This window comes from Arenibacter aquaticus (assembly GCF_003957295.1).
GTDB lineage: Bacteria > Bacteroidota > Bacteroidia > Flavobacteriales > Flavobacteriaceae > Arenibacter > Arenibacter aquaticus.
The window spans coordinates 886,036-911,303 of record NZ_RQPJ01000002.1; the positions used below are offsets into that span (position 1 = coordinate 886,036).

The 25,268-nt window shown below is 41.1% G+C and carries 17 protein-coding genes and 1 tRNA gene; 9 read left to right on the forward strand and 9 right to left on the reverse strand.

All coding sequences use genetic code 11. The features are described 5' to 3' along the window. Positions 1 to 26 precede the first annotated feature (26 nt). The 3 genes from EHW67_RS06465 to mce form a co-directional block, all read right to left on the reverse strand. On the reverse strand, positions 27 to 962 hold the full coding sequence (locus EHW67_RS06465) for a LamG domain-containing protein (RefSeq protein WP_202911916.1): 936 nt from the start codon (positions 960 to 962) through the stop codon (positions 27 to 29). A gap of 936 nt (positions 963 to 1,898) precedes the next feature. Beyond that, a tRNA-Ile gene (locus EHW67_RS06470) sits at positions 1,899 to 1,972 on the reverse strand. Positions 1,973 to 2,152: 180 nt separating this feature from the next. Then, a complete protein-coding gene (gene mce, locus EHW67_RS06475; protein WP_126161536.1) occupies positions 2,153 to 2,554 on the reverse strand; it encodes a methylmalonyl-CoA epimerase in 402 nt (133 codons plus the stop codon). A 179-nt stretch (positions 2,555 to 2,733) separates the two neighbouring features. On the opposite strand from mce, the gene rbfA reads away from it, so the two are divergent. Both rbfA and EHW67_RS06485 read left to right on the forward strand, forming a co-directional pair. Further along, positions 2,734 to 3,126, forward strand: a complete 393-nt coding sequence (rbfA, locus tag EHW67_RS06480) for a 30S ribosome-binding factor RbfA (protein ID WP_126161537.1) — start codon at positions 2,734 to 2,736, stop codon at positions 3,124 to 3,126. 2 nt (positions 3,127 to 3,128) lie between these two features. Next, complete coding sequence (locus tag EHW67_RS06485; protein WP_126161538.1) at positions 3,129 to 4,337, forward strand: ABC transporter permease; 1,209 nt, start codon at positions 3,129 to 3,131, stop codon at positions 4,335 to 4,337. Here EHW67_RS06485 and dusB read toward each other — a convergent pair. Beyond that, on the reverse strand, positions 4,334 to 5,329 hold the full coding sequence (gene dusB, locus EHW67_RS06490) for a tRNA dihydrouridine synthase DusB (RefSeq protein WP_126161539.1): 996 nt from the start codon (positions 5,327 to 5,329) through the stop codon (positions 4,334 to 4,336). The genes EHW67_RS06485 and dusB overlap by 4 nt on opposite strands. Before the next feature lie 375 nt (positions 5,330 to 5,704). Continuing rightward, positions 5,705 to 8,110: an outer membrane beta-barrel family protein gene (locus EHW67_RS06495; RefSeq protein WP_126161540.1), complete on the reverse strand. Its 2,406-nt coding sequence runs from the start codon at positions 8,108 to 8,110 to the stop codon at positions 5,705 to 5,707. 331 nt (positions 8,111 to 8,441) lie between these two features. Here EHW67_RS06495 and lepA point away from each other — a divergent pair, with 331 nt between their 5' ends. Next, complete coding sequence (gene lepA, locus EHW67_RS06500) at positions 8,442 to 10,238, forward strand: translation elongation factor 4 (protein ID WP_126161541.1); 1,797 nt, start codon at positions 8,442 to 8,444, stop codon at positions 10,236 to 10,238. Between the two features lie 225 nt (positions 10,239 to 10,463). Here lepA and EHW67_RS06505 read toward each other — a convergent pair whose 3' ends face one another. Both EHW67_RS06505 and EHW67_RS06510 read right to left on the reverse strand, forming a co-directional pair. Beyond that, the gene (locus EHW67_RS06505) at positions 10,464 to 11,918 is read right to left on the reverse strand and encodes a sodium:solute symporter (RefSeq protein ID WP_126161542.1); all 1,455 of its coding nucleotides are present in this window, start codon (positions 11,916 to 11,918) and stop codon (positions 10,464 to 10,466) included. A gap of 114 nt (positions 11,919 to 12,032) precedes the next feature. Next, complete coding sequence (locus EHW67_RS06510; protein ID WP_126161543.1) at positions 12,033 to 13,883, reverse strand: cation:proton antiporter; 1,851 nt, start codon at positions 13,881 to 13,883, stop codon at positions 12,033 to 12,035. Positions 13,884 to 14,279: 396 nt separating this feature from the next. Here EHW67_RS06510 and EHW67_RS06515 point away from each other — a divergent pair, with 396 nt between their 5' ends. From EHW67_RS06515 to EHW67_RS06535, 5 genes are all read left to right on the forward strand, one after another. Beyond that, complete coding sequence (locus EHW67_RS06515; RefSeq protein WP_126161544.1) at positions 14,280 to 16,061, forward strand: cation:proton antiporter; 1,782 nt, start codon at positions 14,280 to 14,282, stop codon at positions 16,059 to 16,061. 108 nt (positions 16,062 to 16,169) lie between these two features. Beyond that, positions 16,170 to 17,030, forward strand: coding sequence for an MBL fold metallo-hydrolase (locus tag EHW67_RS06520; RefSeq protein WP_126161545.1), 861 nt, complete (start codon positions 16,170 to 16,172; stop codon positions 17,028 to 17,030). 1 nt (position 17,031) lies between these two features. Beyond that, positions 17,032 to 17,916: an SMP-30/gluconolactonase/LRE family protein gene (locus EHW67_RS06525; RefSeq protein WP_126161546.1), complete on the forward strand. Its 885-nt coding sequence runs from the start codon at positions 17,032 to 17,034 to the stop codon at positions 17,914 to 17,916. Positions 17,917 to 17,943: 27 nt separating this feature from the next. Next, positions 17,944 to 19,575 carry a S8 family peptidase gene (locus EHW67_RS06530; RefSeq protein ID WP_126161547.1) on the forward strand — a complete coding sequence of 544 codons (1,632 nt, stop codon included), beginning with the start codon at positions 17,944 to 17,946 and terminating at the stop codon, positions 19,573 to 19,575. Positions 19,576 to 19,771: 196 nt separating this feature from the next. Next, positions 19,772 to 21,640 carry a M1 family metallopeptidase gene (locus EHW67_RS06535; RefSeq protein ID WP_126161548.1) on the forward strand — a complete coding sequence of 623 codons (1,869 nt, stop codon included), beginning with the start codon at positions 19,772 to 19,774 and terminating at the stop codon, positions 21,638 to 21,640. 50 nt (positions 21,641 to 21,690) lie between these two features. Here EHW67_RS06535 and EHW67_RS06540 read toward each other — a convergent pair whose 3' ends face one another. Then, entirely contained in the window at positions 21,691 to 22,893 is a 1,203-nt protein-coding gene (locus EHW67_RS06540; RefSeq protein WP_126161549.1) for a succinylglutamate desuccinylase/aspartoacylase family protein, read from the reverse strand. Continuing rightward, positions 22,884 to 24,740, reverse strand: coding sequence for a CBS domain-containing protein (locus tag EHW67_RS06545; protein WP_126161550.1), 1,857 nt, complete (start codon positions 24,738 to 24,740; stop codon positions 22,884 to 22,886). The genes EHW67_RS06540 and EHW67_RS06545 overlap by 10 nt, the downstream gene beginning before the upstream one ends. A 78-nt stretch (positions 24,741 to 24,818) precedes the next feature. Here EHW67_RS06545 and rnpA point away from each other — a divergent pair, with 78 nt between their 5' ends. Then, positions 24,819 to 25,262, forward strand: coding sequence for a ribonuclease P protein component (gene rnpA, locus EHW67_RS06550; RefSeq protein ID WP_317126852.1), 444 nt, complete (start codon positions 24,819 to 24,821; stop codon positions 25,260 to 25,262). The last annotated feature ends 6 nt before the right edge of the window (positions 25,263 to 25,268 follow it).

The following is a 25,268-nucleotide window of genomic DNA, read 5'->3' on the forward strand; positions in this document are numbered from 1 at the left end:
AAATACGCGTTTAATATTCGTAAGGGTTAGTCATTTAGTGGCATCCATTTATAGCTACCCACAATCTTTGCGGTGTGATTTCCTGTTTTGTCCAATATATTTTGATCGTCTTCCGGCACTTGAGTGAAATCCCATGCACACTCCAAATCCGTTTCAGAACCTGATACATCCGAATTCATAAGTACTTTGATATCTTCCAATGATTTTGCTGTATTCCAAAAGCGAAATTTTTTAATATAACCAGTCATGGTCCTACCTCGGTCTGTAGGTTCCTGAAAGGCCCACATATTATAGTTCTTAGTATTTGGCTGGTACGATTGTAGTTCACCGGCACCATTAAAAATGTCGTTAGTTTTACTAAAGAAAAGGTCTCCATTTAAATACATCTTAAGCTGGCCTTCCGCTAAACTGGCATCATAAACCATCACAAGGTGATTCCATTCCCCATAATTTTGTGGGTACTTACTTCCAAATTCCAATACCCGTGACTCTTGTGGGCCCATTCCAATTGTAGCACGTAAGTTGTCTCCCAAAAAATTGATCATCCAACCTTCTATCGGCTGGGTACTACCATCAAAAGTTGCTATAAAATCACCTATACCACTTTCAAAAAATCCTTTATCATATTTCAGCCATGCCTCTACAGAAAAAGCATCGTCTCCTCCAAATGCCGGGTCGGCCCCAAACTCAACACGTCCTTTACCATCAATACCAAATACTATAAGCTCTGCAGGTTCGCCAGGGGGTAAAGTAAATTGAAGTGAATTTTCGAACTCCGTGATTGCCTTCTCAGCTTGTATACAATAATTATCGGCTTCATATTGTAATGTAAATTGGCCAGCCAGTCCTTTTGAATACCCAAACTGAAGTTTTTCAATTTCTTGTTGAAGTGCAATGGCATTTTCTTCTGGATAACTTCCGTCTTCATCACCTATAGTTGCGTTTTCTAAAAGTGACTCCATGGTTTCCAAATTGGTGTCAAGACAATTCATACTAATTTCCCTTGGTTCTGTGTTAACTTCATCCTCGCAAGAATGAAAAACAAGCGAACAACAATACAAGGCGAATAATAAATTCCATTTTCTTTTCATATTTTTCATTTAATCATTAAGGTTTGGCAATCATTTTAATTTTTGTAATACAACATCGTATTTTCAAAAATTTAATTTTCCGTAAATATATCCGGGTAAGGTTAGTTTCAGGGTTAATTTTGGATTAGGGTAGGATTAGTTGTGGATTAATTTTATTAATCCAATGATTTTTTAATCAAAAAATGGGAATATATTATTTTTCCGGGGACAAAATTGCCAATATAAATTTCATGTCAGGAACCATTTATGCGGATAATATCAGTGCAATTTCAGGTTTCAACTGAATTGGACATTACTCTTGAAATCAGCATAATTGTAAAGTTAATCTCCTTAGATCTCCCAATTAAACTGCGCCAATAGTAATAATATGTTTTAATAGATTTAAGGTTAAGTCCTTATGAAAACACATATTGTTCCTATTAATAGTTCATTATCTATTACCTTCACACATAGAACAGAACTCCTTATAAATTTTTAATTCTTTGAATTTATCCAAATCCATTAATACTGTAGAAAGATTGAAGCCTGAATATTAAAGTAGAAGATGGGTTGGATCAAGTATAGAAAGATTTAATGAGGTTATCATATAAATCCTTGTTAGACATTCAAAATCGAAAAATGAATTGTTTTAAACATGTTGTACCTATGTTGTACCCGCACAAATAAAAAAGCCCTCCCATCTGGGAAGAATTGATTTTACTGGTAGTCCCACCTTGCTTACCGCCCATGGCGGCATAAACTTCTCGCCCAGGATGTGCAACACAAAAAAAGTCCCGGCTTTCGCCAGGACTTTTTGTTACCACCTCGTGGTCCCACCTGGGCTCGAACCAGGGACCCCCTGATTATGAGTCAGGTGCTCTAACCAGCTGAGCTATAGGACCATTTCCTTGCTTGTTGTACTTTTAGATACGCTTATCTAAAAAAGCTATTCAGGAACCGCAAATTGCGGATGCAATATTACTACTTATTTTTCAACGCTGCAAACAAAATTGCAAGCTTCATGGTGCTTTATCAAAATCCATACTCTACAATGCTCATTTTCCGCACTTCGCAACAAAGCTTCATGGGGCTTCCTGACAAAGTTCTACCAACAAACCATTGGTGTCCTTGGGGTGCAAAAATACCACCAGCTTATTATCTGCACCCTTTTTGGGCGTTGTATTCAACACCCTAAACCCTTCTTTGACCAATCGCTTTATTTCGGCCTCCAAATCCGCTACCGCAAATGCCACATGGTGCAGGCCTTCTCCCCGCTTTTCCAAAAACTTGGCTATGGGACTACTGGCATCCATAGCTTGCAACAACTCTATCTTATTGGGGCCAGCCTTAAAAAAAGAGGTCTTCACCCCTTCAGACGCTACTTCTTCGTCCTTATAAGGCCCCACACCCAACAATTTTTCAAACACCTTATTGGAAGCCTCCAAGTTCCTTACCGCAATGCCCAAATGTTCTATTTTTTTCATTTCTCCCCAGTTTTGGTTGCTTATATTGTTTGTGACACCTTAATAACCCCTATATCACTTCTCATTTTACACATGTACAAGGTCCCATTGTATTGCATAAAAATACTACATTCCCCTTTAAGCCGCGCTTATACGGCCACAATCATAGAATCTATCCAATTATATCGTATTTTTGCATCATGGAAACACAAAGACAGAAAAAAATTGGGGGGGTCATACAAAAAGATATTGCCGATATCTTGCAACGTGCCGCCACGGATGGTGGACTAAAAGGTACCTTGATTTCGGTATCCAAAGTGTCGGTCACCACAGACCTTTCCATTGCCAAAATATATGTAAGCATATTCCCTGCCAACAAGGGCAAGGAGCTATTGGAAGGCATAAAATCCAATCAGCCACTAATTAAACACGAGCTGGCACAGCGTACCAAAAACCAATTGCGACGTGTACCGGAACTCTTGTTCTTTTTGGACGATTCCCTGGAATATATAGATGGCATTGAAAAATCACTCAAGGGCGAGGAAAACCCGGTAAAGAATCCCGATCTATTGGAAAAAAGGAAAAAATCATAAGATTGAACTTTCCCTTCTACATAGCAAAGCGGTATTTGCGGTCCAAGAGCAGTCAAAATGCCGTAAACATCATCAACTTTATTACCTTTTTGGTCATCGTTATTGGATCGGCGGCCCTTTTTATAGTGCTCTCAGGTTTTGCCGGACTAAAGACTTTTAGCCTTTCCTATACCAATATGGTAGATCCGGATCTAAAGGCATTACCGCTAACTGGCAAGTTTATTAGTGTTTCAGCATCCCAGGAAAACGCTTTGCAGCAACTTGAAGATATATACGCCTATTCCAAGGAACTGGAAGAAAAGGTATACCTTACCCACAACCAAAAGGCCCATATAGCCTATATTAAAGGGATAGATTCCAGTTTTGTACGGACTACGCCCATAGACAGTAGCCTTTATTTTTATGGGGATTGGTCCATTAATGGATTGCAGGCCGTGGCAGGGCAGGGTGTGGTTAACCTCTTGGGGCTTAATATCAATAACTTTAGGAGTCCCTTGCTAGTGCGTGTGCCCAAACCTGGAAAGGGCTTATTGGGACAGCGCATGCTAAAGGACGCCTACAATGAAGCCTCCTTGGTCATCAGTGGTATCTACCAAATAGAGGAAGAACTGGATAGAAAATATGTTTTTGCCGAGCTACCTTTGGTACAGGCATTATTGGAGAAGGACAGTACCCAGCTATCCGGTATTAATTTTAAGCTGAAAGAAAACGCAAATATACCTGAACTGAGAAAAAAGATAGCCGCTATATTTTCGGGAGAGGTAGTGCTAAAAGACCGCAGGGAATTAAATAGTACCCTGCACCGAATGCTGAATACCGAAAATTTGGCCACCTACCTTATCTTTACCCTAGTGCTGATCATAGCGCTATTCAACGTAGTGGGAGCCATTATCATGATGATATTGGACAAACAGCAAAATTCCAAAACCCTATATAATTTGGGAACTACCATAAAAGCGCTCCGTAGAATCTATTTTGTACAAGGTATCTTGGTTACAGGATTGGGCGGGTGTATAGGCGTATTTATTGGATCCCTGCTTATTTGGTCCCAATTGGCCTTTGGGTGGTTAAAAATTACACCTTCCCTTTCTTATCCCGTAGAATACAGGTTAATAAACCTTGTGATTGTATTGGCTACCATTATGGTCTTGGGTGTAATTGCCTCTTTTATTGCCAGTAGTAGGATCAACAAAAAGCTTTTGGCACACTAGGATACAAATTCGAAATCCCCAAATTTTTCCAAAACCTCATCAAAGGCGGCGAACACATCTTTTGCATCATCACTGGTCACCATTTTCATGCGGTATTCCTTAAAGTGGGGTATCCCTTTAAAATAATTGGTATAATGCCTACGGGTCTCAAATACACCCAATTGCTCGCCTTTCCAATCTATGGCCATCTGCAGATGACGACGGGCGGCATCCACACGTTCCTGCATACTGGGTGGTGCAGCATGGGTACCGGTCTCAAAAAAGTGCTTTACTTCCTTAAAGAACCAAGGGTAACCTATACTGGCCCTCCCTATCATGGCCCCGTCCAGACCGTATTCATCCCTCATTTTCATGGCCATTTCCGGGGAGTCTACATCGCCGTTCCCAAAAACAGGGATGTGCATGCGCTGGTTGTTCTTTACCTCGGCTATAGGTCTCCAATCCGCCTCTCCCTTGTACATTTGCACCCGGGTCCTGCCATGGATGGATATGGCCTTACAGCCCACATCCTGCAAACGTTCTGCCACTTCCACAATTTTAATGGATTCTTGGTCCCATCCCAAACGGGTCTTTACCGTTACAGGCAGTTTGGTATGCTCCACCATGGCCTTGGTCAAGGAAACCATTAGGTCTATATCCTTTAGGATTCCCGCACCCGCTCCCTTGCTCACTACCTTTTTAACCGGACAACCAAAATTAATATCAATTATATCAGGTCCGGACTTCTCAACTATTTCTACAGAGCGCAGCATGGAATCCAAATTGGCCCCAAAAATCTGTATCCCTACCGGGCGTTCCTTTTCATAGATATCCAGTTTCATAACGCTTTTGGCGGCATCACGAATAAGCCCTTCCGAAGAAATAAACTCGGTATATACCACATCGGCCCCCTGCTCCTTGCACAAGGCACGGAAAGGCGGGTCACTAACATCCTCCATTGGCGCAAGCAACAATGGGAATTCCGGTAATTGAATATCTCCTATTTTGGGCACAGTTTAGCTACTTTAAATTTTTGGACTGCAAAATTACTGAAAAATTATATAACCCTACATTTCAAGGGCTAAGATTCACCAAAACCAACAATACTTTGTAATAAGCAGTACCTTTTTATGATAGTTATATCTATACGCAGTTCTATAAATTACCCCCCCTCTTTTTGCTTGCCACAATACAGTCTTCTTTGCCAATTGAAATATCCAGTTTTTTGTGGGGTTCTAGAAGTATCTTAATAAAGATAAAGATCAAAATTATTATAGGCCAACTTCTGGCAGGTTGACTGTTGCCTGGCAGAAATGGTTATTGAAAACATTCTCTAACGGGAATATACTGCCCATCTTAAGGTTTGCAGCACATGGGTTTAAGGTTTTTTACAACCTCTTCCTTTCTTCTGTTGTGGTGGATTTGTAGTTGTCCCGTATCTTCATATTGCCGAAATTATACCTAAACCCCAGCGAAAACACTCTGGCATTGGGCCTATACACCGAAATATTGTACTGATTGCCATATTTCCGGGTGTTTTTTAGTTTAAACTGCCTAAAAACATCGGTCACCCCCATGCTAATGGTTCCCTTTTTGCCCCATATATTCTTTTTTAGGGATATGCCCCATTCATTGTAATATTCCTGTCTGGAATTCCCGCTAATGACCGGGGATACGTAGGTATAGTTTAGATTGGCCGTTAAGGAGCGGTCTTCCAAAAAGGTAAAGTTGTTGTTGAACTGTATTAAAAGCGTCCAAAGATCTTGATCAATGGTTTGCTGTGAAAGGATATCGGTAAAGCGCTCCGCCGCATAGAAGTAGGAAGAAAGGAAGTAAGTATCCCAGGATCTGCTAATCTCCTTCCTATAAATAAAATCGAGTCCATAGGCCAATTCCCTTTCCATATTGTCGGTAATAAACCGCAGAAGTTTACTTTCATTGTCCTGAAAGGTCAATACACTCATAATATTGCGATGGTAGCGGTAGAAAAGTTCAAACGTATAATCCCTGTTATAGGTATAGGATAGAATTACCGAATTCTTAAAAGAAGGCTTAAGGTTTACATTTCCCTCTACCACGGAATTATTGCTTTGAAATACCTGGAACGGGTTAATTTTGTTATAACTAGGTCTAATAATGCTCCTTTTATAGCTTAGTCCGTAGCGGTGTTTTCTATTGGGGGTAAATTGGAAAAATACAGTGGGGAAAAGTTCCAAATAATCATTCTTTATCTTGTCCTCACTATGGCTGTAATCCCCTTTGGTTTCGGTATATTCGGCCCGCAACCCGGATTTCATTGTCCAGTTGTACCATTTGGTATCAAAACTGGCATAGCCGGCAAAAATTCTTTCATCATATAAAAACAACCCATCCTCGGTAGGTGCTACACCTTCCTGCTCCCTGTCAAAACCCTCTTGCGTTATAAAGCTCTCGGAATCTATAAGGGCGTATTTTATGCCCGACTCAAAATTGGAACTCTCTCCGAAGGGGGAGGTAAAATCTGCCTGTACACTAAACAAATGGGTATGCTGCTCATTAAAGGTGTTAAAATTGTTCTCTCCCACCATAGCTCCATTTTGGTCGTAAAAATCGGTTTCCAAATCTTGATTTTTATCGTAGTCGTAATGGGTATAATGGGAATTCACCGCTAAACTGGAACCCTCCTCGTTAAACTTATGTTCATAATCCACATAAAAGGCCGCATTGACCGATTCAAATTTGGCATCGTTCAAGGTAATAAAACCTGAGGAATAGGCTCCATCGGGATCCTCTATTATGGTGTTGGAAAAATCCCTGCTCTGGTAAGAAGGGGTTATAGTGGCAATGGAGGAAAAGCTCAAGGTGTTTTTATCGTCAAGGGCATAGTCTAAAAAAACACTGGTATTGTGTTTTTTACTCCTATAAATAACCTCCAGGTCGGAAGTCCATATATCCGTAATTTGTCCGTCCTCAATAAAATTGGTGATATCGGTATAATTGGTCACCGTCTTATTCTGTGTAAAGCTATAATTAAAGGAAGCTTCCAGCCTCTTGCCCTTAAAATAATGGCTGGTACCCAGCATATGACGGGGAAATACGCCTTGACTGTATCTGTTGTACACTGCACCGTTGTACCCAGCTATTAGATTCTTTTTCATTTTAATATTGATCAAGGTACCGCCCTCCGCATCATATTTCGCCGGTGGGGTGGTAATGACCTCAATAGACTGTACCCCTTTGGCAGAAGTACCACTTAAAAGATTAAGTATATCCTGTGCCGGAAGGTTTACTTTTTTGTCATTGATCATTATTTGTACTCCCCCTTCTCCCTTTACGCTTATCTCGTTGTTCATGACAAACACGGTGGGGGTGTTTTTAAGGACGTCCCATATGTCCGAATCGGACAGTGCCGTATTTTCAATATTAAATACGAGGCGGTCTACCTTTTGCTCTACGGAAGGCTTTTGTGCAACCAGCACCACCTCTGTTAGTTCCTGAGTGGTAATGTCTACGTAAATAGGCCCTATATCCAAATCACTATTTACATTTACCCTTTTAAAGTTGGAATGGTTTCCAATATAGCTAGCGCGGATAAGGTAATTGTCAGGGAATAGGTTTGCAAAAGAAAAAAAACCGTCCTCATTGGAAGCAGTACCTTTTACATAACTGGTATCGGCCGCTTTATAAAGTAGTATATTTGCAAAAGCAATTGTTTCGCCCTTGGTCTCATTGACCTTACCGGTAAGCTTGTACTCTTGCCCTAGAAGGCATGTACAAATCAAAAAAGAAAATACAGTCGTAACTTTTATTTTCACAAACGGGGTCACTTGAGTTATAAAATTTTTAAAGTTAACTTTTTATTAACTACCCACAATGCTTTCTTTTAAATTTGTAGTAAAAATCTACCAACTGGATATTTAACCAAACAAAAACCTACTATTTGCCTACCATTGTTCCACTCCGGTAAAGGTGTTGGACCACATTGGAGATTTTTCCTTTAAAAATCATGGATAAAGCCTATCTTTGCAGTTGCCTTGGTTTGCAAGTGGATAATTCTAGCGCAAACCTAGGGGAAAGGCAAACTGAATAGCTTTCCGCAGCCACAATTTCTGTTGGGGACATTCAGCACACGTAAATTGAGCATAGATGAAAAACATTCGAAATTTCTGCATAATAGCGCATATAGATCACGGTAAGAGCACCTTGGCCGATAGGCTACTGGACTTCACCGGATCGGTAACCGATAGGGAAAAACAAGATCAGTTATTGGATAGTATGGATCTTGAACGGGAGCGTGGGATTACCATAAAAAGTCATGCTATTCAGATGGATTACGTTCACAACGGTGAAAAATATACGCTTAACCTCATTGATACTCCGGGACACGTAGATTTCTCCTATGAGGTATCGCGTTCCATCGCGGCCTGTGAAGGGGCCTTATTGGTAGTGGATGCCGCCCAAAGTATACAGGCTCAGACCATATCCAATCTATATTTGGCTTTGGAAAACGACCTGGAGATTATTCCCGTATTGAACAAAGTAGATCTGCCCAGTGCCAACCCCGAAGAGGTTACAGATGATATTGTAGACCTATTGGGCTGTAAACCGGAGGAGGTTATTCCCGCCAGTGCCAAATCTGGATTGGGAATAGAAGACATCCTAACAGCCATTATAGAACGTATCCCTGCCCCTAAGGGAAATGTTGATGAGTCTTTGCAGGCTTTGGTGTTCGACTCTGTCTATAATCCCTTCCGAGGTGTGGAAACCTATTTTAGGGTCATCAATGGTGAGATTAAAAAAGGACAGAAAATAAAGTTCGTAGCTACGGACAAGGACTATTTTGCCGATGAGGTAGGTACCCTTAAACTGGTACAACACCCTAAGCAAAGTATACAGGCAGGGGATGTAGGATATCTTATAACCGGTATCAAAGATGCCCGTGAGGTTAAGGTGGGCGACACCATAACCGATGCCGCCAACCCTACCAAAAATCCCATAGGGGGCTTTGAGGATGTAAAACCCATGGTATTTGCCGGTATTTACCCTGTAGATACCGAAGATTACGAAGAACTTCGTTCTTCCATGGAGAAACTACAGTTAAACGATGCCTCCCTGGTATTTGCTCCTGAGAGCAGTGCCGCACTGGGATTTGGTTTCCGTTGTGGTTTCCTGGGTATGTTACATATGGAGATCATTCAGGAACGTTTGGAGCGGGAATTTGATATGACGGTAATTACTACCGTGCCCAACGTTAGCTACCATGCCTTTACCCGAAAGAATCCGGATGAAATTATTATTGTAAACAACCCATCGGATCTACCGGACCCCTCTACCTTGGACCGCGTAGAGGAACCGTATATTAAGGCTACCATTATTACAAAATCCGATTTTGTTGGTAACGTTATGTCATTATGTATCGAGAAGAGGGGACAGATTACGAATCAGACCTATTTAACCACGGAAAGAGTAGAGTTAAACTTTGATATGCCCTTGGCAGAGATTGTGTTCGACTTCTACGACCGGTTAAAAACTGTATCCAAAGGTTATGCTTCCTTTGATTACGCACCTATTGGTATGCGTACCTCAAAACTGGTAAGGGTAGATATTCTACTTAACTCCCAACCTGTAGATGCCTTATCTGCATTGATCCATGCTGACAATGCGGCCAATATTGGTAAAAAAATGTGCGAAAAGCTAAGGGAACTTATCCCAAGGCAGCAGTTTGATATCCCTATCCAAGCCGCAATTGGAGCCAAAATTATCTCTAGAGAGACTATAAAAGCCCTTAGAAAAGACGTTACCGCCAAATGTTATGGTGGTGATATTTCCAGAAAGCGTAAGCTACTGGAAAAACAAAAGAAAGGTAAAAAACGTATGCGCCAAGTAGGTAATGTAGAAATACCCCAGCAAGCTTTTATGGCCGTACTGAAACTAAACGACTAGTTGCCTTAACTATAATGCCATACCTTATTTGCGGTCTTTGGCACTAAAAAATACAAATGGGCGTGGCCTTGCTGTCATGCCCACTTAAGAGGTTATGCCTTTCTTCCTGCGAGCATCAATAGTCAGTCACCTCAACTTAAATAGCTCATAATCTATTCTTTGTAAGTTGATTAGAGTTGACCTCCCGCTAGCTATATCCTAAGAACAAATAATGTTGGGAAGAGCCTAGGCCTTTTGTTTTACCAATACCAGCCCCACTATGGTTAGCCCTGCGTTTACAGCAATATTGATAAAACCAAAATCAAAATTAAAGGCTTTGGAAAAGTATACGCTCAATAGATAGGTGAGTACCGGTGCCATCACACAAATAAAGGGCACCCATTTATCGCGTACTCTGATTTTGGTAAACATACCTAACATATATAGTCCCAATAGCGGTCCATAGGTATAGCCCGCCACCTTGAATATAAGCGATACTACATCTCCCCTACTATTGGAAAACAGCATAATAATTAAAAATAATACTACCGAAAAACCAAGCAATACCCAGTTCTTTAGCTTTTTCTTGGTTTCACTGGATTTATGGGAAATATCAAGAAAATCATAGGTAAAAGATGTTGTTAATGCCGTTAGTGAAGAGTCCACACTAGAAAAAGAGGCAGCAATAATTCCCAATAAAAAACTAACTCCGGCAAAAACGCCCAAATGGTTCAAAGCCAGATCCGGGAAAAGCTTATCTGTATCCAGCAATGCACCGTTTTCACCTATGGGCAAGCTTATACCATTATTTTCGGCATAGCTGTACAAAAGTATGCCCAATCCCAAAAATAAAAACTGGGTAATAGCCAATATCAGGCTATAGGTTAGGGTATTTTTTTGTGCATCCCATTGATTTTTACAGGTCAGTGTTTTTTGCATCATATTCTGGTCCAATCCTATCATGGCTATAGCCACCAGGATACCTGCAATAAACTGCTTATAGAAGTTATTACTGGACTTTCCGTCCCAATTAAAGATATCAAAATACCTGTGTTCCGTAACATGCTGTACAGCCCCTGTAAATGATAAATTTAAAGAAGTGGTAATAGTATAAATGGTAATGACGGCCCCCAATACCAAGAAGGTAGTCTGTAGGGTATCGGTCCAAACAATGGTCTTTATACCAGATTTATTGGTGTACAACCATACCAAAAGCAAAATTATGATAACCGTAAGAGGAAAAGGGATCCCTATCTTGTCAAAAAGGGCAAACTGAAGGATTTTGGAAGCGAGTAATAGCCTAAGTGCCGCCCCAAAAGACTGGGATACCAAAAAAAACAAAGACCCGGTCTTATAGGTTTTAGAACCATAGCGCTCATCCAAATAGGCATATATGGAAACCAAGCGCAATTTGTAATACAAGGGAATTAAAACAAAGGTAATAAACAAATATCCCACTACATTACCCAAGATAAACTGGTAGAAATAAAAACTGTTGTTTCCCACCATTCCCGGTAAGGAAACAAAAGTGACACCAGAGAGTCCGGCCCCTACCATTCCGAAAGCTACCAAAAACCAAGGCGACTGCCGGTCTCCAGTAAAATAGGACTCGTCACTTCTATTTCTTGAGGTGAAATAAGAAATGGTCATGAGCAAGACAAAATAAATAGTGATTATGGCTAAGACTAATAGTGGATTCAATACAAGTAGATTTTATATTGTTAAAAGTACTGTTTGTTCTATACAATTTATGTTGACAACCCTAATAGGCCCATGAAACGATGACATTTACGCCCTTACTTCCAGGTCTATGTATCAAAGCTGGGCTTCTTTTATTTCCTTATCAACTTTTAACAGCTTGCCCAAGTAAACCAACTTACATCCCTCGGAAATATCGTCAAAATCCTTACTAAAAGATGAAATAATCTTTAAGTCGCCATCCAAGGTCTTTATAAATATGGGAACAATATCCTGGTCTGCCTTGGTAATTTCTATTAGGCCCTCATAATGTTCCTTGCCCTTTAATTCCATTTCATGGATCTTGGGATATTTTCTTGCGGCTTCAGTTAGGGTAATAAAATCATCGGTATGTGAAAACAGTCCTTCTTTTGGATTGTTTTCAGGGTCGTTCATTTCATCAGAATTCACCAATCGGAACGAACCCTGCTCCCCAAACTCCTTTTTAAAGGTATCTATGGCATAGGTATTAATCTCAGAATTGCCCGTCAAGGCCATTAGGTAACCAACGTCGTTCAGCTCAATATTATCGGTTAGGGTATCAGAATAAATATTGGCCACAAAAGCTTCCAAGCCAAGACGCTTTGCTTTTTCAATATTATTTTGGTTATTGTCTATCAACACCACGTGCCTATTGTTCTTTTTAAGATAGCTTGCTATTAACCTAGGCACCTTGGAGGCACCAATTATAAGTATCCCTTCGGACTTCTCCAAAAACACCCCAAGCAATTTGGACATTAAGCGTGCGGTAGATGCATTGAGCAATACCGTACCCAGCACAATCATAAATACCAATGGGGTAATATACTCTGCTCCGGGCTCGCCCCTTAATATTAATTTGGATCCAAATAGGGAGGCAATACCTGCTGCCACAATACCCCTTGGGCCAACCCAACTAATAAATAATTTTTCCCTAAAACTAAGGTTGGTCCCCATAGCACTCAAAAATACCCCCAACGGTCTTACCACAAAGACAACAATGGCAAAAAGTATCAAAGTATTGGGTGTATACAATAATTCCAGTTCCGGTAGGTTCATACTAGCCGAAAGCAATATAAATAGCATAGAAATAAGGAGTATACTCAGCGATTCCTTAAAATAGAGCAGTTCCTTTATATTGGGCAACTGGGTATTTCCCATGACCATACCCATAACCACCACGGCCAACAGCCCGGATTCATGTGCAAAAAGTTCGGAGATTACAAAAACCGAAAGTACTACGGAAAGCGATACCACATTTAACAAATAGTGGGGCACATAATTTTTTTTAATGGCCAGGGTCAAGGCATGCGCAAAACTAAAACCGAAGGTAAAGCCCAACAACAGCACTTTTAAAAACTCTAGAAATCCCGTTTGGGTATAGCCCTGCCCTTCTCCAATACTAATAAACTCAAAAACCAATACCGCTACAAGTGCCCCTATGGGATCTATTAAAATACCCTCCCATTTCAATACCGCCGACAAGTCTTTTTTTAAGGGTATGTTCCTAAGAATAGGGGTAATTACGGTTGGCCCTGTAACAATAATAAGTGCGGAAAACAAAAAGGAAATTTGCCAGGTTAGTCCAAAAATAAAATGTGCGGCCGTTCCTGCCAAAAAGAAGGTCACAGCAGCGCCCACAGTAATCAGCTTGGTAATCATGGGTCCTACATTGGCAACCTCGGAACGTTTTAAGGTGAGCCCTCCTTCAAAAAGTATTACCCCTATGGCCAAGGACACAAAATGATAAAGGCTTTCCCCAAGGAACAAGCCCTCCTTTTCATTCCAAATAGGTCGGATCAATTTTGTTCCGTCTTCCGTAAACAATGTAGATATTGGGCCCACTAATAGACCTATCAAAATCAGGGGCAAAATGGCCGGTAACTTAAAGCGCCACGCCACCCACTGGGCAATTATACCAAGAATGATTATTCCAGCAAGTTCTACCATAAAAAAATTTGAAGCAATATAAGTTTTAATCTAGAAAAAATATGTCTCTCGCAAAAAAACCTTGCCCTAAAACTTGTAATTCATCTATTGGTTGTTTGTTCATCTGCACCAAATGTTAAAGAGTGGTAGGCCATTAGTTCGGAATGGATTAATAAAAAAACCGCTGTTCCCCCTATTGTCCAGTAAGTACCACAGCATTCATACCCACAATTCCCAAGATGCTACTTCCATACCAGAATAAAACAGCTTATGCCAACTGTAAACAAATACGGGCATGACGGCTAACATTTTGTACCCCAATTAAGCAAGTTTATACACGGCATATCAAATATTTTTTAGAACTAAGATGGTAGAAATCAAATAATTCCCTATTTTTTAGTTGTAAATTATACCTATATGGCGGAACCGTACATTCTAGAGCTTCTTTTTATTTTGGTTGCTGCTTGGATAGGTGGCATGCTGGCCAAGCGTATAGGTTTTCCGCCCATTCTGGGAGAACTCTTTATTGGCATTATTTTGGGTCCCGCACTTTTGGGATTATTGGAAACTTCAGCTGCTGTGGATTCCCTTGCCCAATTAGGTATTGTTTTCCTTATGGCCTATATAGGAATGGAAATTAATTTTAAGGACCTTGGAAAAGCCTCTTGGCCCGGGTTGCTGGCGGCAATAGGAGGTTTTATAGTTCCTTTTGCATTGGGATATTACACTATAATAGCTTTTGATGGTACCCAAATGGCCGCCGTTTTTGTTGGTATCGCCGTTGGGGTAACCTCCTTGGCAACCAAAAGTAGGATTTTGGTAGACTTGAAGCTCTTGGATACTAGAATTGCCTATGTACTCATGGCCGGAGCATTGATATCGGACACCTTGGCCTTGGTGATCTTTGCAGGAATTATTGGCTTTGTAGACGTAGGCAGTGTAAATGCCGGGGCCTTGAGTTTGGTGGCAGGCAAAGCCATCCTCTTTTTTATTGCCACCACTTTAATCGGAATTTACTTTTTTCCAATATTGGGCAAATTGCTGTCCAAAGTAAAATCATTGGTACGCACCTTCCATTTTACCGTTATGCTCATCATTGTACTGGGCTTTTCAGAACTCGCTGAAATTGCGGGACTCCACGGTATTTTGGGGGCCTTCATGGCGGGACTTTTTATGCGGGAAGGGGTATTTTCCAGACAGGTCTTCAAAGACGTTACCATAGTTTTCCACGATGTCGCCATTGGCTTTTTGGCTCCTATATTCTTTGTTACCGCAGGATTTAATGTTAGTCTGGAAGTTTTTGAGACCAATCTATTATTACTGATACTCGTCATTCTTGGGGCTGTGGTAGGTAAGATTTTAGGTACGGCATTGTTTTATTTGCCCAGCGGCTATGGTTGGCGTGAAGGTATTACCATTGGTACCGGAATGAACGGAAGGGGGGCTGTAGAAATTATAATCGCCGGGATAGGGCTTCAATTGGGAATCATTAGTACAGAAATATTTTCCATTCTGGTGTTTATGGCCATAGCAACCACCCTCACCGTTCCCTTCTTTCTTACATGGACCACCAATTGGCTACGAAAAAAGGGGAAACTGGTAAAGCAAAAATCCAGAACAGGTTATCTTATTCTAGGGGCCAACCCCTTGGCAGTATACATGGCCAAACATCTTGGGGAAAATAGTGAAGTAGTCCTTATAGACGCCAATAAAGATTTGGTCAATGAAGCCAATGAGCAAGGTATTAAAGCCATTCAAGGCAATGGGTTAAAAGAGGAAACCCTCCAGGCCGCCGATGCAAACACTAAAAATGTTTTTATAGCCCTTACAGGGAATAACGAAATAAACCTCCTTACTGCCCAATTGGCGCATAACTCCTTTTATATTCCCAATAAAATAGTGTTGATTTCCCCTGGGAGCAACGGCGCCGGAACCCATTTATTGGATGCAATGGGAGCATCATCCCTATTTGCCAACAAAACCGATCTTAGTCCCTGGATCTATAAAATATCGGCCGGGGAATTTGAAGAACACCAGGAGGAGGTAGATTTAACGATCCATACCAGGGACTGGGTAAAAAATAGGGGATTGGATAACGGTATCCTTCCCATTATAATCGTGGACGAATCCGGACAAAAGAGACCTTTTCACTTTGGAGATAGCATTTATGCCAATGAAAAGATTATCTATTTAATATAATTGCTAACCCCACTACCCCCAATAAAATGTTAAAAATCCCCTAATAAAGCTTGGTTTCAAGCAATATGCCTCTCCCTTTTCTTATTTTGCATTGCTTATTTAAATTCCATGAAGTTATACCCTATTGAAGCAGGAAATTTTAAGTTGGACGGCGGAGCCATGTTTGGCGTTGTCCCAAAATCCCTTTGGAACAGAACAAACCCTGCCGACGCCAATAATATGATAGATATTGCCGCGCGATGTCTTTTGGTAGAGGAAGGAGACCGCTTAATACTTATAGACACTGGAATGGGCAATAAACAATCCGATAAATTCTTTGGTTATTACTATAGGTGGGGCGATCATAGTTTGGACAATTCCCTAAAAAAATACGGCTTCCATAGAGATGATATTACCGATGTTTTTCTTACCCATTTACACTTTGACCATTGTGGGGGAAGTATTCAATGGAACAAGGATAGGACAGGATACGAACCCGCCTTTAAAAATGCCACTTTTTGGACCAATGAAGATCATTGGAACTGGGCCATACATCCCAATGAAAGGGAAAAGGCATCCTTCCTTAGCGAAAACCTCCTCCCCATGCAAGAGAGTGGACAGTTGCAATTTGTTAGCAGAAACAACGGGCCTTACGTTTCCAAATCGGAATTGGACTTTGGAGTTTTGTTTGTAGACGGGCATACCGAAAAACAAATGATACCGCATATTGACTATAATGGCAAAACCTTGGTCTTCGCAGCAGATCTATTGCCCACGGTGGGCCATATTCCCCTACCATATGTAATGGGCTATGACACCAGGCCCCTATTGACCCTTAAAGAAAAGGCCTTGTTTCTGGACAATGCCGTTAAAAACAACTATTACCTATTTCTGGAACACGATGCCCATAACCAAGTCTGCACCTTACAGGAAACAGAAAAAGGAGTTCGTTTAAAAGAAATATATACCTTTGCCCAATTTTTGGAATAAAATGATCTACGGTAGATTCCCATACTTGGCGGCCTGCGCCATATTGCTAGGCTTTGGTTGTAAAAGAACTGCGGACCATAGCACAGATTTTACCGCTGAGTTTATGTTTACCAAGGGTATTGAAGGCCCGGCCGTGAATGCAAAAGGGGAGCTGTTTGCCGTTAATATTAAGGAAGAAGGCACTATTGGTATCGTAAACCAAAAGGGAAAAGGGGAAATTTACCTTAGACTTCCTGAGGGGAGCATAGGAAATGGCATAAGGTTTGATTTGGAAGGAAATATGTTTATCGCAGACTACCTTGGCCATAAAATATACAGGGTTAAAAAAAATACCAGAAATTTGGAGGTGTGGGCCCAGGATACCACTATGAACCAACCCAATGATCTGGCCATAGCGCCCAATCAAAACATCTATTTAAGTGACCCCAATTGGTCCAAAGGCAATGGCAAGATTTGGATGGTAGACTCCTCCCAAAAAATTAGCCTATTGGAAGATAATATGGGCACTACCAATGGAATTGAAATAAGCCCGGATGGCAAACACCTGTACGTAAACGAATCTGTTCAACGCCTGGTGTGGCAGTTTGATATTAAGGAAGACGGCAGCCTACACAACAAAAAGGAACTTATCTCATTTCCCGATTTTGGTTTGGATGGGATGCGATGCGATATCAAAGGCAATCTATATATTACCCGCTATGACAAAGGAACGGTAGTTGTAGTGAGCCCAGAAGGCAACATACTGAACGAAATTGAGCTGAAGGGAAAAAAGCCTTCCAATATTAGCTTTGGGGGAAGGGACGGTAAAAGCTGTTTTGTTACTATGGCAGACCGTGGGTGTATTGAAACCTTTAGAGCCCCATTCAAGGGAAATTCATTTAAATAAACTAATATAATTAAACACTGCAATACAATGACATTAACATTTAACAGAACTATTTTGGCCGTATCGGCCTCCCTATTCCTTTATGGCTGTGGTAGTACCGCTTTGGTCTCTACACCTATAGAGAATATAGATACCGTACCGCTTAAGACTTCGGCCTTGACCGAAGCGGAGAAAAAGAACTGGGGCCATGCAGATCTACTTACCGATACCATTCCGGGAATGAGCGTAGACAAGGCCTATACCGATATCATTAAAAATAAAAAAGGGGAAAAGGTAATTGTAGCGGTCTTGGATTCCGGTATGGACCTTGACCATGAAGATCTGGATGGTGTTCTTTGGGTTAACAAAGATGAGATAGCAGGGAACAACAAGGACGATGATAATAACGGTTATGTAGACGATGTGCACGGTTATAACTTTTTAGGGGAATCCTATAACGAACAGTTGGAAATGGCACGTATCGTAGCTAGAAAGCTGGGCGATGCCAACTTGCAGGCCAAGGCCAAAAGTGCCTTGGATGCCGACTATCAAAAGGCAATACAGAATAAAAATCAGTACGAGCAAATTCTGCAGGCCGTACAAAACGCCGATTCTGAAGTAAAGGCGTTTTTGGGCAAGGACACCTATACCAAAAAAGATTTGACCCAAATTGAAACCCAGGACGAGACTATGCTAAGGAACATCAGTATATTGATGCAGATGTTCACCATAAAGGATTCTATTCCCGAGGTTATTTCTGAACTAAAAAGTGGGGTAAAACACTTTTCGGACCAACTTAACTACAATCTAAATGTAGATTTTGACGGAAGGAGCTTGGTAGGGGATGATCCCTATGACATAAATGATCTTGGCTATGGCAATGGAAATCCAAACAACAGGGTGGAAGATGAAAGTCACGGTACCCATGTTGCCGGTATAATTGCCGCAGAACGAAATAATGGTTTAGGTGCCAATGGTGTGGCCAACAATGTGGCCATTATGAGCATTAGGGCCGTACCCAACGGGGACGAGTACGATAAGGATATAGCCCTGGGAATACGTTATGCAGTAGACAACGGTGCCAAAATAATCAACGGTAGTTTTGGCAAGGCCTTTTCCCCCAATGCCGATTGGGTCTATGAAGCCATAAAATACGCTGCGGAAAACGACGTTCTTTTTGTACATGCCGCCGGAAATTCCGGGGATGACCTTGATGATCCCAACAATCCCAATTTTCCCAATGACCAAATCAACAATGGTCCGGAAATAGCCGATAACGTTATTACCGTGGGTGCCTTGTCTAGTAAATACGGTTCGGAAATGGTAGCTTCATTTTCCAATTACGGCAAAATAAATGTTGATGTTTTTGCTCCCGGAGATGCTATTTATTCTACCATGCCCAACAACGAATACGATTTTCAGGGAGGTACCTCCATGGCCGCACCTGCTGTTGCGGGGGTTGCGGCGCTAATAAGATCATACTATCCAAAACTAACCGCTTCGGAAGTAAAGCAGATAATCCTTAAATCCGGACTTACAACAAAGTCTAAAGTGATCGTTGCAGGAGACGCCTCCAAAGCCATGGATTTTCAGAATATCTCTAAATCCGGTAAAATGGTCAATGCCTATAATGCATTGATCATGGCACATGCGGTATCTAAAGGAAAGATAAAATTATAATACAGCTGATCTGGAAGACTACAATAATCGCTCTTGCCGTAGATTGATTATTGTGGTCTTCCAAGGTCATCCGTTCCCAAGGCATTATCCAATGGACAACCTTAAGGAATTTAATTATTTGGGATGATCTAAAATTTATATGGTAGGTATCCAAGGGTTACTTACTTCTATTTCTAATAAACTAAAAGAGAATTAAATGAAACACAGCAACGGTCTTTTTATTGGTTTGGTACTAGCCATTCTTGGCTTAACCTCTACCCTCAAAGCGCAGAACAATAGCTCTTACTGGCAACAAAAGGTAGATTATACCATGGAGGTAGACATGGATGTTAAAAGCTTTCAATACCAGGGAACCCAAAAATTGGTATACACCAATAATTCTCCCGAAACTTTGAACAGAGTGTACTACCACCTATATTTCAATGCTTTTCAGCCGGGCAGTGAGATGGATGTACGTCTGCAAAACATTGCCGATCCCGATGGTAGAATGATGGATGATGGCAAAAGCCGTATTGCAAGCCTAGGGCCCGATGAAATTGGTTACCTTAGGGTAAATTCCCTTACCCAGGACAATAAGGCAGTTTCCTTTGTGGAAGAGGAAACTATTTTGGTAGTGGACTTAAATACGCCAATTCCTCCAGGGGGACAGGCCATTTTTGATATGAACTTTACTGGACAAGTACCATTGCAAATAAGGCGTAGTGGTAGAAATAGCAGTGAGGGCGTAGCCCTTTCCATGAGCCAATGGTATCCTAAAATGGCAGAATATGATTTTGAAGGTTGGCATGCCAACCCTTATATTGGAAGGGAATTCCATGGTGTTTGGGGCGATTTTGATGTAAAACTTACCTTGGATAAAAAATACGTTGTGGGCGGTACTGGCTACTTGCAAAACCCACAGGAAATAGGTCATGGTTATGAAGCTCCCGGTACCAAAGTAAAAAAAGCCAAGGGCAAAACGCTTACCTGGCATTTTAAGGCCCCTATGGTACATGATTTTATGTGGGCAGCAGACCCGGATTATCTTCATGATACGGTACAGGTAGAAAATGGGCCTGTGCTACATTTCCTGTATAAAGACAACAAAAATATCTTGGAAAACTGGAAGAACCTCCAACCCAAAACTGTGGAGGCCATGGAATTCTTTAGCAATAATATTGGCGAATACCCCTATAAACAATACTCCATAATTCAAGGTGGTGATGGTGGCATGGAATACGCCATGAGCACCCTGATCACTGGGGAGAGAACTTTTGGCAGCTTAGTTGGTGTAATGGTACACGAATTGGCCCATTCCTGGTTTCAGCATATTCTTGCCAGCAACGAGTCCAAACATGAATGGATGGATGAAGGTTTTACCTCCTTTATTTCAAGTCTGTGCATGGACCAGATTATGGATCAAAAGAAACAAAACCCTTTCTCCGGCTCTTATAAGGGATACTATAACTTGGTGGCCTCCGGAAAAGAACAACCACAGACTACCCATGCAGACCGCTATGATCTAAATTTTGCCTATGGTGTGGCGGCATATAGCAAAGGTGCTATCTTTTTGTCCCAATTGGGTTACGTAATAGGACAGGATAAATTAATGGAAACCCTCAGAAAATACTACGAGGACTTTAAATTTAAGCACCCTACTCCCAACGACATTAAAAGAACGGCAGAAAAAGTCTCGGGAATGGAACTGGACTGGTACCTTACAGATTGGACCCAGACCACCAACACCGTAGATTATGGTATTAAAGAAGTTCTTGCCGATGGCGAAAAAACAAAGGTTAGCCTAGAGCGCATAGGCCTAATGCCAATGCCTTTGGATATTTTAGTGTTGTACAACGACGGTACGCAAGAAACTTTTTACGCCCCGCTGCGCATGATGCGAGGTGAAAAAGAAAACCCCTACCCCAACCTGAAAAGAACGGTGTTGGAAGACTGGCCGTGGGCATATCCCAACTATGATTTTATATTGGAAAAGCCTCAGGGCAGCATTAAGGCAATTGTTTTGGATCCTTCCCAATTAATGGCGGATATCAACGAGGAAAATAACGTTTGGCAGCCCCAGGAATAGGTCATGGCCATTAGGTATAATCCGTTTAAAATGGCGTTTGAAAGGCTATTTTAAACGGATTTTTTATTATTGTACCACCAGGTCTTGGCATACATGGCATTCTTGGCCGTATACTCCCTATTGCTCATTAAGATATCGCGCTCATTCACCCGCCTACTGCGGTAGCCCAACAAGTGAAAAATGGGTTTTGCCAATATCCTGGCCGTTTTTCTATTAACCATTAAGGTTCTTTTTTCTCGATCGGCCCAACTAACCCCTGGTAGTAATCCCAAGAGGGCATCAAATTTTATTTTACGGAAAATAGCCGAAAGCCACAACGCCAATTGGGGTATCTGTCTAATAAGAAAAAAACCTTCTTCCCCTTGGTTTTGGTACAAAGGCATAAATATTCTGGCCTTTTTTTGGGCCAATACCACCTTATTGTTCTGATAGGCCAACAGTTCTCCCCTTTTCACCAATTGAAAACTCTTGAATCCTGGCAACATTTTAAAATGATGGGTAGATAGGATAGGGTGACGGTACAGGATTTCAAAAAAACGGAGCTCATTCAAAGCAGCGCTTTTCAGTTGCCTAAAATATGCATTAAAGTCCTTCACTGACTTTTTAGGGATCAATTCACTATAAACAAGTGTTAACCACATAAAGGATATACTGTTTTCTACCGCCTCTTTTTCTATGTGCTGTCCAGATTCGAACCCCAAGGAAAGATACCCCTGTTCATTTATATAACTCAACAGCGGACCTTCCAAATATTCTTCTATTCCCAAAATTGTGGGTACTGGAAAGAGACTGGAAAATTTTCTGTTTATCATGGCGTCATTAATAGTAATAAATGGTAGGGTTCTACTAGAGGTTGTATGGAAATCGATAAAATAGAACGGCCCAGATTCTTCCTCCAAAATAATAGCCAATAGCTTGTATAGGGCCATCAACTCCTTTTCCTCACTATGCCGTTCCTTCTGATCTTTTTCCTTGATTTTTTTGATATTTTCAGCTGTCCACATTCTATTAAGATCCTGGTCTAAATAGCGCTTTCCGTATAATAGGGCGGGGATATTGCCACGGATGCCATATAAGGTTCCCCGTATAGGAGGTTTTTCTTCCTTTAACTTAAAAAACACCACTTCCATGGCCTTGTTGCCCGAAGGTTCATTTCCATGAATACCTCCAAAAAAAATTACTGTAGGTCCTACATTCCCTTTGCCAAAGTGACCAATAATACGAGCATCAGCAGCTATTTCCCCTACTCCCATACATCTTTATTTGTTACAATACCCACCAATTTTTTACCATGGACCACCGGTAAACAATTAATAGCATTGGCTTTCATTAAGTGCTTTGCCTTGCTAATGCTTTCTTCTTCGGTTATGGTTATCAGTTCTGTTTTCATAATAACCTCTATACGCTCTTCCAATTTATCGGGGTTTTTTAAATAATCTTCCAGATCGGTCCAGGTAAGCAATCCAACCAAGTCCTGTTCCTTGTTAAGTATGGGTACATGATGAATGTTTTTCCATTGCATCATCTTCAATACCAATTCTGAACTGTCTGTTACCTGAGCGGTTACCGTCTTTACGTTCATTACATGAAGCACTTTACGCTGTTCCTTATGCTTTGGATAACGCTCTATCCTAGGTAATTCCCAAGCATCAACGGTATATCCCTTTTGTTGATTTTGATACATTTTCTCTGTTAATATGGAAAGGGCATCGGGCAGTTTAAATTCCTGTCGTAGTTTTCTATAACTGCTAACGATCCATCTGGAACCATTTTTAGAAGCTATCCTTTTTTCTATTATTTTTAAATAATGCTCTGCATCTTTGGGCGCCACTCCCATCTGGTACAAGCCTTTATAGGCCATTGGCAAAAATATATCCAATAGTAATTGTTGGGAAGACAATAGTTTGTTATCCCAATAAAATTGGGCGGCCATACCATAACGTGCCGCAATGAGGAAATTGGACTTTGCATCCTGGAAATCCATTTTGGTATGAATGGCATTATACTTTTTGGGCCTGCCCATCATCACCCCTACCCAAAGCATCATATTGGCAATTTCGTCTTCGGTAGAGGGTCCAGAGGGAATATACCTGTTCTCAATTCTTATATGGGGTTTTCCATCACCAACACCATAACAGAGTCGGTTCCACGTATAAACCGTTCCATTGTGCAGGCCCAAGGCCTTTAACTTTGGTATTTTCCCCTGCTTTAGTTGGCTCATACTATCTTCCTCTTCAATTGCATATAAAAAACTTTTAAATCCGGTAATGGCCTCTTTGTAATAATCTACTATGGTACCCTGTGCCCAATCATTTCCAAAATGTACCCTGGCTTCCCTTTCATTTAGTAGAAAGGTACTGGCCCTGGTATCCACACTTTGGGTAAAAAGGGCTATCCTGGTCTCTTCCCAAAGTTCGCGCCCAAATAGCATTGGGGAATTGGTACATATAGAAAGTATGGGGCCCGCAATGGCCTGGGCCCAGTTATAGGTATCCTCAAAATCATTGGGGTCTATTTGTAAATGCGACTGAAAGCTGGTATTACAGCCTTCAAACAATACCGAATCATGGTGAATATTTAATTCATCCACACCTTTAATATGCAGTTCTATATTACTCTGTCTCTGTTCCCGGACCACCTCGTTCAATATCTTGTATCGGTTAATGGGGGTCATATAATTGGTCTCCAAATGTTTTTTTGCAATGGTGGGCAAGACCCCGGTAAGAATTATTTTGGTGCCATATTCATCAGCTACCTTGCCCGCTTTGGCCAAGAGGCTGTTCAATTGATGGTGCATTTGGGAAAAACAAACGCCGCCTAACGGAATGGGATCCAAATTAATCTCCAAATTATACAAGGCCAGTTCAGTAGTAAAATGCGGATCGTCAATGGCCTTAAGTACTTCCAATGCCTTATTGGATGGCTGCCAGGCCTTATCTACCAAACAGAATTCCTGTTCTGCCCCTATCCTAATGGGACTTCTTTCAAACATATCTTTATCCAGCATATGCTCCATGGCCTCAATATCGGCAAGCAACTGCTTTATATATAAACCCTTTTGGGGATTGTCCCTAAGCTTTTCTACCCGTAATTCTCCCATTATATACCATTTTGGGTATGCAAAAAAATCGCCATACAATTTATGTTCCCAATATAACTGCAATAGGGTTTTTAGACTATGATGAAAATCATATCCCCAAACTGTGATATTTATTTTTACTTTTACGGCAGAATGTCGTTTACACTCCCGAAAAAAGAAAAGCTTAAAAGCAAAAAACTAATAGAACAGTTATTTGCCGAAGGAATTGGTATTACCAATTATCCCTTAAAGCTGGTATACCTCAAAACTACCTTTAATGATGGTTGCAAGTGCAAGGTGGGGGTAACGGCCTCCAAAAGAAATTTTAAGAGTGCTGTAAAAAGAAATCGGATCAAAAGACTGTTGCGGGAAAGTTACCGACTCAACAAACATCTAATTTTTAACAACATAGAGGGCGACTTTGCGTTTATGTTTTTATACCTTGGTAAGGAGATGCCCAAACAGCGCAAAATAACGCAATCCATGATACTTCTATTGGAGAAATTTGTTGATGAAATAGCCAAGGGTACAAAGAACAAATAGGGAGGA